Raw genomic sequence first — 16296 nt, 5'->3', positions numbered from 1 at the left:
GATCTCGCGTGCTCCGCTCGGCCTGGTCGACACGGCCTAGAAGCCGGCGGTGATGCTCCAGCCGGCGTAGGCCGCGAGCTCCAGGCCCAGCGCCTGCGCGGCGGCCCGCGCCTCCTCGACTCCGCGCTCGTCCCGGACGTCGACCGAGATCGGGACGCTGTCGCCGAAGCCCGACACCGAGACGCGGGCGCTCGTGGGTCCGCTGTAGAGCGGCACGTGCGCATCGGCGGTCCGGGCGCCGACCACGCGCGACCCGGTCGCCTCGGCGATCACCGCCAGGGCGAAGGGCGCCGTCGCGATCGCATCGGTGTACAGGGTCGCCTCGCCACGCATCCTGCGACTCTACGGCGGGCGCGGATCTCCGTCCGGCACTCCCGCGGGCGGGCCGGACGGAGGAGAATGCGGCCGAGAGCAGCACTCGATGAGGAGGCGCAGCATGGACGCGGTCGTGGTCGGAGTCAGCGGATCGGATCGGAGCACGGACGCCCTGCGCTGGGCGCTCGACTACGCCGAGGGGCATCGGCTGCCCGCCGAGCTCGTGAGCGTGGTCGAGCCGGCGCGAGGGCGCGTCCCGGATGCCGCGGTGGCGCAGCGCCGAGCCGCCGGAGCCGCGCTCGAGGAGGCGAGGGCTCTCGCCGAGCGCGAGTACGCCTCGGTGCCCGTGCGCGTGCGGCTCCTCGACGGCGATCCCGTGCACGTCCTGGCGGAGGCGGCGCCGGCGGGTGCGCTGCTGGTGCTGGGCGCGCATCCGCTCGCCCGCCGCGGTCTCGCCGTGGCCGCGCCCGTCGCCGTCCGGGTGGCCGCGGCCTCGCGCTCGGCGGTCGCGCTGATCCCGGGACCCGTCGAGCCGGGCCGCACCGGTGTCGCGGTCGGGGTCGACGGATCGGAGGTGTCGCTCGAGGCGATCCGGCTCGCGGCGCACGAGGCCGACCGGCTCGGCGAGCCCCTGCTCGCCCTGCACGCCTGGCAGCTCCCGGGCGCCTGGGCCGACGCCGTCCCCGTGGAGCGCCGGGTCATCGACGCGATCGAGGAGGACGAGGACCTCGTGCTCGCCGAATCGCTGGTGGGCCTCGGCGACAGCTGCCCCGACCTCGAGATCCGGCACCTCCTCGTGCGCGGCAACCCGGTCGAGAAGCTCAGCGAGGTCGCCTCCGGAGCCCGCCTGCTCGTCGTCGGCAGCCACGGTCGGGGCGCCTTCCTCCGGCTCCTGCTCGGCTCGGTGAGCCACAGCCTGGCGCTCACGGTGCCGGGGCCCCTCGTGATCCTCCGCCACCGCGCTCTCACGCGCTGAGGGCTGGGCATCCGGTGGGATCCCTCGATCGGGGCACGGGCCGGGACTACGGTGAACCACCCGGCCTCCGCCGCGGCTGTCGACGACGACGGGAGCATTCATGAGCAGCACGGAACCGCGATCGTCCGAGGCCCCCTCCGCCCCGCCCGGCTCCGGCACCCTCTCGGTCGCCGCGATCCTCGCCGAGGCCGCCCGGCGCACTCCGACCACGATCGCGATCCGGGTCGGTCCGCTCGCACTCGACTACGCCGCGCTCTGGGACCAGACGCGGGCCTACGCGGGAGCGCTGCGGACCCGCGGCATCGGGCCGGGCGACCGGGTGGCGCTGCTCGTGCCGAACGTGCCGGACTTCCCGCGCGGCTACTTCGCGGTCCTCGCGCTGGGAGCTGTGGTCGTCCCGGTGCACGCGCTGCTCAAGCACGACGAGATCGCCTACGTGCTCCGCGACTCCGGAGCGGCGGCGCTGATCTGCGCCGCGCCGCTGCTGGAGGAGGGAGCGGCCGGCGCCGAGCTCGCCGGCGTCCCCGTGCTGAGCGTGATGGTCCCCGACGGCACGGAGTCCCCGTTCGCCCGCCTCGAGGACCTCGCCGCCGAGGCCGAGCCGATCGACGGGTACGCCCCGCGCTCCCCCTCCGACACCGCGACGATCCTCTACACGAGCGGCACGACCGGCCGGCCCAAGGGAGCGGAGGGGACGCACTTCGCGATCGTGTCGCAGTCGGACGTGCTGCTGATGAACACCTTCGACCTGCACCGCGGCGACGTCGTGCTCGGGGCGCTCCCGCTCTTCCACACCTTCGGGCAGGTCTGCGCCATGAACACCGCGTTCCGCACCGCCGCGACGGTCGTGCTGGTGCCGAAGTTCGACGGCGACGCCGCGCTCGAGGCGATGATCGCGCACGACTGCACCGTGTTCGAGGGTGTGCCCACCATGTACGTGGCGCTGCTCGACGCGGCGACGAGGCGCCCGGACCGCCCGCCCCTGCGCTACGCCGTGTCCGGAGGTGCGGCGCTGCCCGTCGCGGTCATCGAGCGGTTCCGCGAGGTGTTCGGCGTCGAGATCTACGAGGGCTACGGGCTCACCGAGACCTCTCCCGTCGCGACCTTCAACCACGTCGGCGTTCCGCCGCGGGCGGGCACCGTCGGCACCCCGATCTGGGGAGTGGAGGTCGAGGTGGCACGGGCCCAGGTGCAGGACCGGGTGGAGCTGCTCCCGCGGGGCGAGCTCGGCGAGATCGTGATCCGCGGGCACAACCTCATGAAGGGCTACCTCGGGAACCCGCAGGCGACGGCGGAGGCCGTCGTCGACGGCTGGTTCCGCACGGGCGACCTCGGCACGAAGGACGACGAGGACTACGTGCGGATCCTGGACCGGACGAAGGACATGATCATCCGCAACGGCTACAACGTGTACCCGCGCGAGGTGGAGGAGGTGCTGATCGGGCACCCCTCCGTCGCCAACGCCGCGGTCTTCGGCGTGGCCGACGAGAAGCACGGGCAGGAGGTCGTCGCGGCCGTCGTGCTCGGACCGTCGGCGACGGCGGGCGCCGAGGAGCTGATCGCTTTCGCGAGCGAGCACCTCGCCGCCTTCAAGTTCCCGCGCCGCATCGAGTTCGTCGATGCTCTGCCGCTGGGCCCGAGCGGGAAGGTGCTCAAGCGCGAGCTGGTGGCCCGCTACTCCTGATCGGCCTCGCGAGGGGCCGCTCCGGTCCGCGCGGCGCGCCGTGTCGCGTACCGGAAGGGCATCCCGCGGCGACCGGTGCGAGCGTCGCCCGCGAACGGGGCACGGGAGTCGTACCCCGGACGGGTGATACTGGGGCGACCTCCCCCTCCCGTTCAGGAAGTACCCGACCGTGCCCAGCTCGTTCCCGCCCCCTCTCCCCCGCGATCGACGTCCGCAGGACGCGCCGCCCCGGCTCCGGAGCCCTCGGCGGCGCCGACCGCTGCGCCTGGGCTCCGTCCGGCTCACGCGGCTGCGCCTCACTCCGCTGCAGTGGATCGGCGGAGGAGCGACCGCGTTCCTCGCGCTGGTCGGCCTGCTCTCGGGCGGCCTCTGGTCGGCGGTCCTCCTGGTCGCGCTCGTCGTGCTGATCACCGGCGTCTACGGAGTCCTGCTGCGCCGACCGACCTGGCTGGGGCTCGCGCGCCGTCGCCGCACGTCGGGACTCGTCGCGGCCGGGGCCCTCGCCGCCCTGCTGGTCGGCTCGAGCGCGTACGGCGCCACCGCACCGGCGCCCGTCGCCCAGGAGCAGGTCGCCGCGAGCACCGCGACGCCGGCCCCCACGGCGGAGCCGACGCGGACGGCCTCACCGGCACCGACGCGCACGGCCGTCCCGACGCCGACGGTCGTCGTCACGACCGAGACCGTGACCGAGACCGCGCCGGTGCCCCGCGCCGCGCGGACGGAGGAGGACCCGACCGCCGACCAGGGCAGCAGCGTCGTGATCGCCGGCAGCGACGGGGTCCTCACCCGCACCGTCGAGATCGTGAAGCACGACGGCGTCGAGGTGTCGCGGACCCAGGTCTCCGAGGCGGTCACGACCGCTCCCGTGGACGATGTGACGCGCGTCGGAACCCGGGTGCCGCCGCCCGCTCCGGCGCCGGCTGCCGCTGCGGCGTCGGGCTGCGACTCCAACTACACCGGGGACTGCGTCCCCATCGACTCCGACGTCGACTGCGCCGCCGGATCCGGCAACGGCCCCTCCTACGTGCGCGGGCCGGTGACGGTCGTGGGCTCCGACATCTACGACCTCGACCGCGACGGGGACGGCATCGCCTGCGACTGACTCCGCGCGAGATGCCGGTCCCGTGCGCGGCCCGCGCCGCGCGTACCGGACCGGCATCTCGCGGCGCTTCCCCGGCGCGTCAGCCGAGCAGCGACCAGACGACGGAGGCGAGCACGGCGCCCGCGGCGGCCCCCGCCAGCACCTGCGCCGGCGTGTGCGCCGCGAGCCGGACGCGCGACCATCCGGTCCAGAGCACGACCGGCACCGAGAGCAGCAGCGACCAGGGCCCGTAGGCGATCAGCACCACGACCGCGCAGGTCGCCACGACCGCGGCGTGCCCGGAGAGCTTCCACATGAGGTTCACCAGGCCGACCGCCACGACGACCGCCACCGTCACGAGACCGAAGGTCGTCACGGCCGCCGGAGCGCCGAACGCGGCGAGCAGCACGAGGCCGACGACGATCGAGACCAGCGCGAGAGCGATCGGGAGCGCGCGCTCGCGCCGCTCCGGCACGTGGTGGTCGCCCCGGATCCGCCCCGAGCGCATCAGCAGCCGGATCGCGAGGTAGGGCAGCACCCCGACGAACAGCGCCGCGAGAGCACCCCAGGCGATCCCGAGCAGCGGCGGATCGGCGACCCGGGCTCCGACCACGATCGGCACCACCACGGCGAGGACCGCGGGCGAGAACGCCTCGGTCGCGAACCGCGCCGCCGTGACGCTCCGCGAGGCGCGCGGGACCGGGGCGGTCACGGCGCCGCGCGCCTCACAGCTTCTCGATCGGCGCGACCTTGATCAGCAGCTTCTTGGCGCCCACCGCGTCGAACAGCACGTGCGCGACGCGCTTGGTGCCCTCTCCGGTCACCGCGTTCACCCGGCCCTCGCCGAAATCGGTGTGCCGGATGCGGTCGCCCGCGATCAGCTCGAGGTCGCCGTTGTCGCGGACCATGCCGGTGATGCGGTTCGGGAACTCCGCCTTGGCCTTGGGAGCCGCCGCGAGCGCCTCGCGGAACTCGGTGTTCGAGCGCGAGCGGCCGAAGCCCGGGCGCTGGGCGTTCAGCGCGCGCGGCTGAGTGCCTCCGCGCGACGTCGCCGCCCCCGGCGACTGGCGCCACTCGATGAGCTCCCCGGGGATCTCCTGGAGGAAGCGGCTGGGCATCGCGACCGACGTCTCGCCGTACTGCGCACGCGTCATCGCGAGCGACAGGTAGAGCCGCTTGCGGGCGCGGGTGATGCCCACGTAGAAGAGCCGCCGCTCCTCGGCCGGACCGCCCGGCTCGTTCGCGGAGATGCGGTGCGGGAGGAGGTCCTCCTCGATGCCCGTGAGGAACACCGCGTCGTACTCGAGGCCCTTCGCGGTGTGGAGGGTCATCAGCGAGACCGTGCCGGAGTCGTCCTCGAGGTCGTCCGCCGCGGCGACGAGCGACACCTCGGTGAGGAAGTCCACCAGTCCGCCGTCGGGGTTGTTGCGCGCGAACTCCTTGGTCACGGCGATGAGCTCGTCGACGTTCTCGGCCCGCGCCTCGTCCTGGGGATCGCGGCTGGCGCGCAGCATGTCGAGGTAGCCGCTGCGGGTCAGCAGCGCTGTCAGCACCTCGTGCACCTTCGCCTCCCCCTCGGGACGGCCGGGGTCGAGCATCATCGCGCACTCGTCGAGCAGCGTCGCCAGGTCGACGATGGCCTTGGTGACCTTCGGCCCCATGCCCAGCGAGCCCGCGTTGCGCATCGACTCGCGGAGCGTGACGCCGTTGGTGTCGGCGAACGACTGCAGCTGCGCCTCCGTCGCCGGGCCGATGCCGCGCTTGGGGGTGTTCATGATCCGCCGCAGCGCGAGCACATCGGCGGGGTTCGCCACGGTGATGAGGTACGCGAGCGCGTCCTTGATCTCGGCCCGCTCGTAGAACTTCGTGCCGCCGAGGATCCGGTACGGCAGCGCCGAGCGGATGAAGATCTCCTCCAGCGCGCGGGTCTGCGCGTTCGTGCGGTAGAACACGGCGATCTCGTCGTAGCCCGTGCCCGCGGCGTGCAGCCGGGCGATCTCGTCGACCACGAACTGCGCCTCGTCGTGCCCGGAGTAGCCCGTGTAGCCGATGATCTTCTCGCCGTCGCCGCTGGAGGACCAGAGGTTCTTGGCACGGCGGTCGAAGTTGTTCGAGATGACCGCGTTGGCCGCCGAGAGGATGTTCTGGGTCGAGCGGTAGTTCTGCTCGAGCAGGATCACCCGGCAGCCCGGGAAGTCGCGCTCGAACTCGACGATGTTGCGGATGTCGGCGCCGCGGAACGCGTAGATCGACTGGTCGGAGTCGCCGACGACCGTCAGGGAGGCGCCGGGGATCGACCCGTCGGCCGTGACCGGGCCGCGGTACGGGCGGTCGAACTGCGCCGCGTCGATCGTCGCCCGCGGCACCGGCCGGGTCAGCTCGTGGATCAGCGAGTACTGCGCGTGGTTCGTGTCCTGGTACTCGTCGACCAGCACGTGGCGGAAGCGCCGCTGGTACTTGGCCGCCACGTGCGGGAAGGCGCGGAAGAGGTACACGGTCTGCGCGATGAGATCGTCGAAGTCGAAGGCGTTGGCGCTCTCGAGGGCCCGCGAGTACGCGCGGAACACCTGGAGGAACATCTCCTCGTTCGGGTCGCTCATGTTGGCGGTGCGGGCGTAGGAGTCGACGTCCGCGAGCTCGTTCTTGAGCTTCGAGATCTTCGACGACGCGCTCGCGACGGTGATGCCGAGGGAGTCGGCCTCGAGGTCCTTCACGATCCTCTTCAGCAGTGCGCGCTGATCGCCGGAGTCGTAGATGGTGAAGGAGGAGGTCATGCCGAAGTTCTCGGCCTCGCGGCGCAGGATCCGCACGCAGGCCGAGTGGAAGGTCGAGATCCACATCCCCTCGGCGCTCTGCCCGACGAGCTTCTCGACGCGCTCGCGCATCTCGGCCGCCGCCTTGTTGGTGAACGTGATGGCGAGGATCTGGCTCGGCCAGGCCTCGCCGTTGCCGAGGAGGCTCGCGATGCGGCGCGTGAGCACGCTGGTCTTGCCGGAGCCGGCGCCGGCGACGATGAGCAGCGCGTCGCCGCGGTACTCGACCGCCTCGCGCTGCTGCGGGTTCAGGCCGGCGACGAGCTTCTCGTGCGCCGGGTCGCTGAAGGAGGCGCCGTCGCCGGGGGCGCCGACGATGACCGGGGTGGCGCGGGAATCGCTCGGATCGAAGAGGAGGCTCATGTCCCTCCGAGTGTAGATCGACCCTCCGACACGGGGAGCCGGGTCAGGCCGCTCGGGGCCGAGCCGCGGACGCCGTCAGCGAACCGCCCACGTCGAGGCCGCGCCAGGCGAGCGCGAAGCCCACGAGCGCGATCGTCGAGGTCGACACCGCGAGCAGCTGCTGCAGCGCGAACGCGGTCAGATCCTTCGTGTCGTCCGGGTAGTACTGGATGCCCTGCACGGCGAGTCCGGCGAGCACGAGCACCACGACGACCGAGCAGACGACCAGCAGCCTGTTCACGTTCCTGCGCGGAGTGCGGCGCGGGGCCCGGCCCAGCTGGGCGCGGGTCGAGAGCCAGGCGCAGGCGAGGGAGGCGGAGGCCAGCGCGACGAGGTCGGCGCCGAGCACGTCGCTCGCCCGGTGCCACGACGCCGCCATGGTCAGGTTGCCGACCAGGACCACCACGGCGCCGCCGAGCAGGAGCACGACGGTGCGACCGCGGGCGGGCAGCACCATCGCCAGGGCGAAGACGACCGAGACCGCGGCCGCGGTGTGACCGCTCGGGAAGCTGCCGCCGGTGTACCAGGCGTCGGTCTCGACGAGCAGCGGGCGCTCGAGGACCACGTTCTTGAGCAGCTGCGTCAGTCCGGCGGTCAGCACGATCGACCCGACGGAGGCGAGCGCGAGGGCCGGTCGGCGCCGGATCAGCGCGATCGACGCCGCCAGCAGGGCCCCGCCGATCATCGAGACCGGAGTGATGTCGGCCAGAGTGCCCGCGGCCGTCCCCGTCGCCCGGCCGAAGACCAGGTCGGCTCCGCGCAGGCCGGAGTTCTCGGCGGCCTGGCCCTGCGGCGTGAGCACGGCGAGCCAGTAGACCAGAGCCACCCCGAGCGCGGCGAGCACCGCGGAGGTGATCCAGCGGCGGGTGATGCGGGCGCGGGTCGACACGGGGTTCCTCCTCCTCGAGGGGGCGGGGCGGGGCGCGGCGAGGGGGCCGCGCAGAGGGCTTCCGATGATGGCAGCGAACACTCCCGGTCGCCTCCATCCGCGCCGGGAGGTCGCTGATCCGGATCAGCGGGCGGCGACGACCTCGAGTGCGAGATCGGGGTGGTCCGCGAACACGCCGTCCAGACCGGTCGCGAGGATCATCCGGAACTCGTCCTGCCAGGCCCCGAAGGCGGCCGGCTCCTTGCCCCGGCGGTGCACCTTCTCCGAGGAACCGGTTCTCGGGGCGGAGGGTCCAGGTGTAGACCTCGAGTCCCACGGCGTGCGCGTGCTCGACCAGCGAGTTCGGCCCCGTCGCACGCCCCGCGGCGTCGCGGGCGAACAGCATGCTCTTGTCCACGCTGACCCCGTCGACCGTGCCGGCGAGGTTGCGCAGTCCGGACGGGGTCACGAAGTCGGCGTAGGGAGTGGCGCGGGCACCGTGCGCCGCGACGAGGTCGGGCGCCGCTCCCCGCGACTCGATCAGGAACACGCGCTTGGTGCCGACGCCGCGCACGCCGAGCCGCTCGAGCACCGTCTTCTCGAAGCTCTCGATGGTCAGCCTCGGGTCGCGGGGGCCCCAGCCGGCAGCGGCGAGCTCCTGCTCGAGCAGCACGTCCAGCGGCAGCCCGATCGAGTCGAAGTAGTCGGCGTGCTTGATCTCGGCGACGAGCCCGGAGGAGCGCCCGGCGCGTCCTCGCCCGCCCGGTCGAGCAGGGCGAGCAGGTCCGAGAAGCGCAGCAGCGGGAACTGGCCGTCGAAGGTGGCGCTCGAGGGGCGGACGGCGGGCAGCCGCTCCCTGGCCCGCAGCTGGGAGAGCTCGGGCCAGGTGAAGTCCTCGGTGAACCAGCCCGTGACGTCCTTCCCCTCGAGCCGCTTGGTCGTCCGGCGGTCGGCGAATTCCGGTCGGCGCTCGATGTCGGTGGTGCCCGAGATCTCGTTCTCGTGCCGCAGGACCAGCACGCCGTCGCGGGTGGCGACGAGGTCGGGCTCGACGGCGTCGGCGCCGAGGGCGACGGCGAGATCGTAGGCGGAGCGGGTGTGCTCGGGGCGGTAGCCGCTCGCGCCGCGGTGGCCGATGACGAGTGGAGCGGAGCGGTCGGGCATGCGGCGATCCTACGGGCGAGGACTCGGTTCGCTCGGGGGGAACAACCAGACTCTGAGAGCTGTTCTCAGATACTGTGGTCACATCGTCGGAGTCCTCCGAGGACCCGGCGGCACCACAGCATCCCGACCACCGCGACTCAGCTCCGTTGCTCCACCGGACACCAGCGCACCTGAGAGAAGAGGAACCATGGCAAGCAGCAATCCGGCCTTCGGGCGTCCGGAGTTCAGCAACCGCGGCTACGCCGGCCGCGTGCAGGACCTCCCCGACGTCTCGTCCGACACGCTCGACCAGATGTACAACCGTCCGGCCGCGAGCTCCACGGAGACCGACCGGATGACCGTCGAGGACACCCTCGCGAAGACGGCTCTCGCCTTCGTCGTGCTCCTGGCGGGCGCGGCTGTCGGCTGGTTCGTCCCGGGGCTCATGCTCCCGGCCGTGATCGTCGCGCTGGTCCTCGGCATCGTCAACGCCTTCAAGAAGGTCCCGAGCCCCGCTCTGATCCTCGGCTACGCCGCCACTCAGGGCGTCGCGGTGGGTGCGATCTCGGGCATCTTCGAGAACGTCTACGAGGGCGCGGTCGTCCAGGCCCTCCTCGCGACCGTCATCGTGATCGGCGTCACCCTGGCGCTGTTCATGAACGGCAAGATCCGCACCTCGCCGAAGCTGAACAAGATCTTCTTCATCGGCATGATCAGCTACGCGGTCTTCTCGCTCGTGAACCTCGGTCTCGGCCTCTTCGGCGTCGGCGGCGGCTTCGGTCTGCGCACCGGCTTCATCGGCATCGTGATCGGCCTCATCGCGATCGCGCTGGCCACCTACTCGCTCGTGATGGACTTCGAGTTCATCCAGCAGGGCGTGCGCAACCGCGCCCCGCGCATCTACGGCTGGACGGGCGCCTACGGCATCCTCGTCACGGTCGTCTGGATGTACCTCGAGATCCTGCGACTCGTCGCGATCTTCCGCGAGTAGCCCTCGCACCGCTCACGCCGTCGGGCGCTCGACCTCCGGGGTCGGGCGCCCGTCGTCGTTCCGGGGTGCTGGCCCCCGTCCAGGCCCGCCTGGCAGCATGGATCCGTGACCGCCTCCTCCTCCCGCATCGTCGGCCTCGACGTCGCCCGCGGGATCGCCGTGCTCGGGATGTTCGCCGCTCATCTCGCCCCGGTGACCGAGGAGATGATCTGGAACGGCCGCAGCTCGGTCCTCTTCGCGGTCCTCGCGGGGGTGTCGATCGGGCTGATGACCGGCGGCGCACGCCGCTCCGAGCGCCCCGGGCGCGACACCGGGTCGATCCTCCTCCGGGGGCTCTACCTGCTCGCCCTGGGCGTCGCGCTGACCCTGCTCGGGACGCCGATCGCCGTGATCCTGCCGCACTACGGCCTGATGTTCGCCCTCGCCGCCCTGGTCCTCTTCCTCCCCCGGGCACTGCTCGCCGTGCTGGTCGTCGCGTTCGCCGTCCTGGGTCCCGTGATCGTCGACGACCTCGTCGGAACGGGCGGAGCCTGGCTGCGGACGCTGCCGCCGGATACCGCCCTGCTCGCGGAGCAGCCCCTCCTCTGGCTGACGCAGTACTACCCGGTGCCGTCCTGGCTGGCCTACATCGTCCTCGGCCTCCTCGTCGCCCGGTGCGACATCCGCTCGGCGACCACGCAGCGCTGGCTGGTCATCGGCGGAGCGGTCTCCCTCGTCATCGGCTACGGCGGCGGCATGGCGATCGGCGGCGCCGAGAGCGTCGAGGCCCACGCGAGCACCACCGCCGAGCTGGTCGGTGCGGGCGGAGTCGCGGCCGTCGCCATCGGCTTCCTCACCGCTCTGGGGCAGCGCTCGGCCGCTTTCCGGCGGCTCTCCGCTCCGCTCGCCGCAGTGGGGGGCATGCCTCTGACGATCTACTCCCTGCAGCTGGTGGCGCTGGCGGTCTACCTGGTCCCCTACGAGCCCTTCGACTTCGACGCCTGGCGCAGCTGGACCCTCCTGCTGGCCTTCGTGCTCGGCTCGATCGCCTTCGCGATGCTCTGGCGCCGGTTCGTCGGTCAGGGCCCGCTCGAGTGGCTGCTGTCGCGCGCGTCGCTGCGCCCCTCAGCCGGGGTCCGCACTCCGGCGCTGAGCTAAAGTGGACCGATGATCACGCGACGCGAGGCCGCCCAGCGCCTCGACATCCCCCTCGAGATGGCGGCCCGCCACGGTCTCGGCGCCCGTCTCACCGAGGAGGAGTTCGCCGCTCTCGAGCAGGATCCGCCGCCCTGGCTCGTCCAATCGCGCGAGAACCGCACCGGCAAGCGGCCGGTGTGGGTGACCCTCGACTGCGCGATCTGCGGCCGCTCCGAGGCCGCACGGCCCAAGAAGTGGTGGCCCGACTTCACGTTCCTCGTCTGCGAGGACCACTCCCCGGACGAGTGGCCGAACCACCCCGAGGGCCACCGCCGCGACGAGTACGACGGCATCGGCACGCGCTTCGTCGGCGTCGTCGACAGCTCCGTCTGACCTTCCCCGCAAACGCCGAACGGGCCCCCTGAGGAGCCCGTTCGATCACAGTGACGCGAGAGGCGTCACTCCCATTCGATGGTGCCCGGGGGCTTGGACGTGACGTCGAGCACGACGCGGTTCACTCCGGCGACCTCGTTGGTGATGCGGTTCGAGATGCGCGCCAGCAGGTCGTAGGGCAGGCGCGTCCAGTCGGCCGTCATGGCGTCCTCCGAGGAGACGGGGCGCAGCACGATCGGGTGGCCGTAGGTGCGGCCGTCGCCCTGCACGCCGACGGAGCGGACGTCGGCGAGCAGCACGACCGGGCACTGCCAGATCTCGGCGTCGAGGCCGGCTGCGGTGAGCTCGGCGCGGACGATCGCGTCGGCCTCCTGGAGCAGGTCGAGCCGCTCCTGGGTGACCTCGCCGACGATGCGGATGCCGAGCCCCGGGCCGGGGAACGGCTGGCGGCCCACGATGACCTCGGGCAGGCCGAGCTCGCGGCCGATGGCGCGGACCTCGTCCTTGAAGAGGGTGCGCAGGGGCTCCACCAGGGTGAACTGCAGATCCTCGGGCAGGCCGCCCACGTTGTGGTGCGACTTGATGTTCGCGGTTCCGGTGCCGCCGCCCGACTCCACCACGTCGGGGTAGAGCGTGCCCTGCACCAGGAAGTCGATCGACGCACCCTCGCCCTGCGCCTCGAGGACGAGCGCCTCCGCCGCGGCCTCGAAGGTGCGGATGAACTCGCGGCCGATAATCTTGCGCTTCTGCTCGGGGTCGCTGACACCGGCGAGCGCGTCGAGGAACTGCTCGCGGACGTCGACGGTGACCAGGCGGACACCGGTCGCGGCCACGTAGTCCTCCTCGACCTGGCGGCGCTCGTCCTTGCGGAGCAGTCCGTGGTCGACGAAGACGCAGGTCAGCTGGTCGCCCACCGCGCGGTGCACGATCGCGGCGGCCACGGCCGAGTCCACTCCTCCGGAGAGGCCGCAGATGACCCGGCCGGAGCCGACCTGCTCGCGGATCAGGGCGACCTGGTCCTCGATGACGTTGGAGGAGTTCCAGTCGTTCGGGATGCCGGCGGCGCGGTGCAGGAAGTTCTCGATGACGGCCTGGCCGTGCGTCGAGTGCTTCACCTCGGGGTGCCACTGCACGCCGTAGAGGCGACGCGCATCGCTGCCGAAGGCGGCGACCGGGGTCGACGAGGTGGAGGCGAGGACGTCGAAGCCCTCCGGCGCCTTGGCGACCGAGTCGCCGTGGCTCATCCAGACCGTCTGGTCGGCGGGCTGCTCGCCGAGGAGCACGCCGCCGTCCGCGAAGATCGCGGCGTCGGTCGCCCCGTACTCGCGGAGGCCGGTGTTCGCGACCTCTCCGCCGAGGGCCTTCGCCATGACCTGGAAGCCGTAGCAGATGCCCAGCACGGGGATGCCGAGGTCGAAGATCGCGGGGTCGAGCTGCGGCGCCCCCTCCTCGTACACGCTGGAGGGGCCACCGGACAGGATGATCCCGACCGGCGACTTCGCCGCGATCTCGGCCGCCGTGGCGTTCGAGGGCACGATCTCGGAGTAGACGTTGGCCTCGCGCACTCGACGGGCGATCAGCTGCGCGTACTGCGCGCCGAAGTCGACGACGAGGACGGGCTGCGCGGACAGCTGAGGGGTCGGCTGCGGGCTGGACTGCTGCTCGCTAATGGGGGCCTCCACGGAGTCGGTCGGGGCTTTCGGATCGGTGCCGGCGGTGCGGCGCGCGAGGTACTGCTCGACCTCGCGCGCGATGCGCCCCTCGACGAAGAAGGAGAGCGTCGGGATCACGCCGCCGAGCGCGATGAGCACGAAGCGGCTGAACGGCCACCGCATCAGGCTCCACAGGCGGAAGTCGGCGAAGAGGTACACGACGTAGAACCAGCCGTGGGCGATGAGGATCCCGGTCGAGAGGTTCGCTCCCGTGCCGCTGGACTCGTATTCGCCGCCCGGCACCTCGTACATCGGCGCGAGGTTCAGCACGCCCTGCTGCCCGAAGGCGAACAGCTCGAGGTGGAACACGTACTTCAGGAGCATCTCCGCGCAGAGCAGGAGCAGCATCACGCCCGTGATGATCGAGGTCACCCGGTAGAAGCGCAGAGCGCTCCGGATCGCAGGGAACTGCGCGGGCTTGGGCTCGAGGGGCATGGGGTCCAGTTTACGGTGCGGCCGAGGGGGCGGAGGCGCGCTGCGCCTCCTCGGCGTCGAGCGCCTCCTCGATCTCCCTCTCCCACGCGTCGCGCACGAGGCGGTACCAGAGGTAGAGGGCGAATCCCGCGAAGACGACCCACTCGACGGCGTAGAAGACGTTGAGCCAGTTGAGCGAGAGGTCCTGCTGACGGGCCGGGGAGTCGATCGCCTCGAGGCCGCCGATCGGCTCGTCGACGACGACGTAGCCCTGGTAGACGTCGGCCGGTGGATCGGGCCAGCGGTTGATCAGCGCGGGGATCGAGAGCGCGGTGAGGGTGAGCGGATCCGCACCCTCCTCCGGCGCCTCGGCCGCCTCGTTCGCCACGAGGCGCCCGGTGTACTGCGTCGGCGCCGACTCCTCGCCGGAGTCGAGGCGCTCGGCCACGGCGCGGGCGCGATCCTCGTCGGCCGTCCAGCCGTAGGCCACGACGAGGTCCGCGGTGCTCGTGCGAGTGCGGGCGAAGACCCACCAGCCGGGCTCCCCCGCGTTCAAGCGCCCGCCGATGACCTCGGCGCCGCCGGGCACGAGGACGGACTCGGCCTCGACGCGCTGACCGTCCGCCTCCGCCGTGATCGGGGCGGAGGGGGCAGCCACCCGGTCCAGGGGGACGATCGTCTCGGAGAGGCCGTCATCCGGCTCGGCCGCCTCGATGGCGCGGCCCACCTGCCACTGCCCGAGTGCGGCGAAGAGCCCCGCGATCACCAGAGCGAGCACCAGGGCGCCGATCCAGCGCGGGCGGCGGGCCACCTGCCAGACGGTGCTCTGCGTCATTCGTTCCTCGCTCGTGCCGGATCCGCTCGTTCCGCGCGGTGCGGACCGCCGGGTGGACCCGACGAGCCTAGCCCGTCCGCGTGGGAGCTCCCCGGGATCAGTAGTCGGGCTCGACGGACCTGCGCGGCCGGTCGGTCTCCGCACCGTCGGACTGCTGCATCGCCTGGTCGATCAGAGCCTGGCGCATCGGATCCGGGAACTCGTCGTCCAGCTCGTCGCGCTCGCGGCCGCGGCCGGGCGGGACCTCGACCGGTCCGGTCGCGGCGGGCGCGGTCCGCGTCGGCCCGGTCCGCACCGGCTCCTGATCGTCGGACATCGCGGCCTCGACCAGCGCGAACTCCTCCTCGGCGAGCGCGCCCCGCTCCGCCACCGCTCGGCGCGGTCGGTGGCGCCGATCCGAGAGGAACTGCCCGATGATCTCGGACCTCGACGCGAGGATCGGGCCGATGATCGCCATGATCAGGACGTAGAGACCGGCGAAGGGCTGGATCCGATCGTCGAGACCGGCCGACAGCGACAGCGTCGCGAGGATGAGGGCGAACTCGCCGCGGTTGTGCAGGATGAACGCCGCGTTGAGTCCCGCCCTCGGGCCGAGCTTGTTCAGCCACGCCACGAACTGGCCGGCGCCGAGGTTCAGCACGATGGTCATCAGGGCCGCAGCGAGGACGGGAACGACGACCTCCGGGAAGGCGCTCGGGTCCAGCCCCAGGCCGAAGTTGACGAAGAAGAAGGCACCGAAGACGTCGCGGAGCGGGATGGCGATGTGCTCGACCCTCGCCCGGTAGCGGGTGGCGCCGATGACCAGTCCGATCAGGAACGCTCCGATGGCGTCCGTCACTCCGAGGACCTCGCCGATGCCGCCGAACAGCAGCGCGAGACCGAAGAAGAGGATGGTGAACAGCTCGTCGTCGCGGGTGCGGAACAGCCGCGACACCACCTTGCCGCCCCAGCGGGCGATCGAGAACATGACGACGAGGAACGCGAACGCGATCAGCAGCTTCAGGATCACCGGCCACGGCTCGGTCTCGCCCGAGAGCACGACCGAGACGATGGCCAGGTAGATCGCGATGAAGATGTCCTCGACGACCGTCACACCCAGGATCATCGGCGTCTCGGGGTTCGCGAGGCGCTTGAGCTCGATCAGGAGCTTGGTGACGATCGCGCTCGAACTGGTGGCCGTGATGCCGGCGACGATCAGAGCCTCCTGGCTCCCCCAGCCCAGCAGGAAGCCGAAGCCCAGGCCAACGGCCATGTTGACGCCGATGTAGGTGCCGCCCGAGAGGATGAGCCGGCCCGCGTTGCCGAAGAACTCGTCCTGGTCGAACTCGAGCCCGAGGTTGAAGAGGAGCAGGATCAGGCCGAAGACGGCCGTCAGCTCGATGTAGGTCGACTCGAACTCGAGCGGGAACCAGTGGAAGTTCGGGCTCGCGAGGAGTCCGACGACCATGTAGATGGGGATCGCCGGGAGGCCGATGGTCCTCCCGAGGCGTCCGAGCACGTAGGCGACGACGAACAGGATCCCGAGGACGATGAGGTCTTCACCGTGGTGCATC

General features: G+C 71.9%; 15 protein-coding genes and 1 pseudogene. 6 read left to right on the top strand and 10 right to left on the bottom strand.

Translation table 11 applies throughout. The features are described from left to right. Positions 1-36 precede the first annotated feature (36 nt). A complete protein-coding gene (locus AC0CID_RS18585; protein ID WP_207405359.1) occupies positions 37-333 on the bottom strand; it encodes a Rossmann-fold NAD(P)-binding domain-containing protein in 297 nt (98 codons plus the stop codon). 103 nt (positions 334-436) lie between these two features. Here AC0CID_RS18585 and AC0CID_RS18580 point away from each other — a divergent pair, with 103 nt between their 5' ends. The 3 genes from AC0CID_RS18580 to AC0CID_RS18570 all read left to right on the top strand — a co-directional run bounded on the left by AC0CID_RS18580 (position 437) and on the right by AC0CID_RS18570 (position 4077). Then, on the top strand, positions 437-1291 hold the full coding sequence (locus AC0CID_RS18580) for a universal stress protein (protein WP_207405357.1): 855 nt from the start codon (positions 437-439) through the stop codon (positions 1289-1291). A 100-nt stretch (positions 1292-1391) separates the two neighbouring features. Beyond that, entirely contained in the window at positions 1392-2975 is a 1584-nt protein-coding gene (locus tag AC0CID_RS18575) for a long-chain-fatty-acid--CoA ligase (RefSeq protein WP_465227935.1), read from the top strand. A gap of 169 nt (positions 2976-3144) precedes the next feature. Next, positions 3145-4077 carry a G5 domain-containing protein gene (locus AC0CID_RS18570; RefSeq protein WP_465227934.1) on the top strand — a complete coding sequence of 311 codons (933 nt, stop codon included), beginning with the start codon at positions 3145-3147 and terminating at the stop codon, positions 4075-4077. Positions 4078-4156: 79 nt separating this feature from the next. On the opposite strand, the gene AC0CID_RS18565 is transcribed toward AC0CID_RS18570, so the two are convergent. The 5 genes from AC0CID_RS18565 to AC0CID_RS18545 all read right to left on the bottom strand — a co-directional run bounded on the left by AC0CID_RS18565 (position 4157) and on the right by AC0CID_RS18545 (position 9303). Beyond that, positions 4157-4768 carry a phosphatase PAP2 family protein gene (locus AC0CID_RS18565; protein ID WP_465227933.1) on the bottom strand — a complete coding sequence of 204 codons (612 nt, stop codon included), beginning with the start codon at positions 4766-4768 and terminating at the stop codon, positions 4157-4159. A gap of 13 nt (positions 4769-4781) precedes the next feature. Next, on the bottom strand, positions 4782-7232 hold the full coding sequence (locus tag AC0CID_RS18560; RefSeq protein ID WP_465227932.1) for an ATP-dependent helicase: 2451 nt from the start codon (positions 7230-7232) through the stop codon (positions 4782-4784). 43 nt (positions 7233-7275) lie between these two features. Then, a complete protein-coding gene (locus AC0CID_RS18555) occupies positions 7276-8160 on the bottom strand; it encodes a phosphatase PAP2 family protein (RefSeq protein WP_207405347.1) in 885 nt (294 codons plus the stop codon). Positions 8161-8283: 123 nt separating this feature from the next. Next, positions 8284-8418 carry a hypothetical protein gene (locus AC0CID_RS18550; protein WP_465227931.1) on the bottom strand — a complete coding sequence of 45 codons (135 nt, stop codon included), beginning with the start codon at positions 8416-8418 and terminating at the stop codon, positions 8284-8286. A gap of 336 nt (positions 8419-8754) precedes the next feature. Then, the gene (locus AC0CID_RS18545; protein WP_465227930.1) at positions 8755-9303 is read right to left on the bottom strand and encodes a glycerophosphodiester phosphodiesterase family protein; all 549 of its coding nucleotides are present in this window, start codon (positions 9301-9303) and stop codon (positions 8755-8757) included. 187 nt (positions 9304-9490) lie between these two features. Here AC0CID_RS18545 and AC0CID_RS18540 point away from each other — a divergent pair, with 187 nt between their 5' ends. The 3 genes from AC0CID_RS18540 (at position 9491) to AC0CID_RS18530 (ending at position 11782) form a co-directional block, all read left to right on the top strand. Continuing rightward, on the top strand, positions 9491-10273 hold the full coding sequence (locus AC0CID_RS18540) for a Bax inhibitor-1/YccA family protein (protein ID WP_465227929.1): 783 nt from the start codon (positions 9491-9493) through the stop codon (positions 10271-10273). Positions 10274-10378: 105 nt separating this feature from the next. Then, the gene (locus AC0CID_RS18535; protein ID WP_465227928.1) at positions 10379-11410 is read left to right on the top strand and encodes a DUF418 domain-containing protein; all 1032 of its coding nucleotides are present in this window, start codon (positions 10379-10381) and stop codon (positions 11408-11410) included. Between the two features lie 9 nt (positions 11411-11419). Further along, positions 11420-11782, top strand: a complete 363-nt coding sequence (locus AC0CID_RS18530) for a DUF5997 family protein (RefSeq protein WP_207405339.1) — start codon at positions 11420-11422, stop codon at positions 11780-11782. 65 nt (positions 11783-11847) lie between these two features. Here the strand turns inward: AC0CID_RS18530 and guaA are convergent, their stop codons facing one another. The 4 genes and pseudogenes from guaA to AC0CID_RS18510 all read right to left on the bottom strand — a co-directional run bounded on the left by guaA (position 11848) and on the right by AC0CID_RS18510 (position 16295). Further along, positions 11848-13452 carry a glutamine-hydrolyzing GMP synthase gene (gene guaA, locus AC0CID_RS18525; protein WP_465228138.1) on the bottom strand — a complete coding sequence of 535 codons (1605 nt, stop codon included), beginning with the start codon at positions 13450-13452 and terminating at the stop codon, positions 11848-11850. A gap of 87 nt (positions 13453-13539) precedes the next feature. Next, positions 13540-13929: pseudogene (locus tag AC0CID_RS18520) on the bottom strand (DUF3817 domain-containing protein); the annotation flags it as partial. 10 nt (positions 13930-13939) lie between these two features. Beyond that, a complete protein-coding gene (locus AC0CID_RS18515; protein WP_207405335.1) occupies positions 13940-14743 on the bottom strand; it encodes an SURF1 family protein in 804 nt (267 codons plus the stop codon). Between the two features lie 97 nt (positions 14744-14840). Further along, entirely contained in the window at positions 14841-16295 is a 1455-nt protein-coding gene (locus AC0CID_RS18510) for a cation:proton antiporter (RefSeq protein WP_465227927.1), read from the bottom strand. Position 16296: the final 1 nt, after the last annotated feature.

The organism is Rathayibacter sp. AC451 (assembly GCF_979253095.1).
The sequence above is the reverse complement of the archived record's forward strand: the minus strand, read 5'-3'. Positions and strand labels throughout refer to the sequence as shown.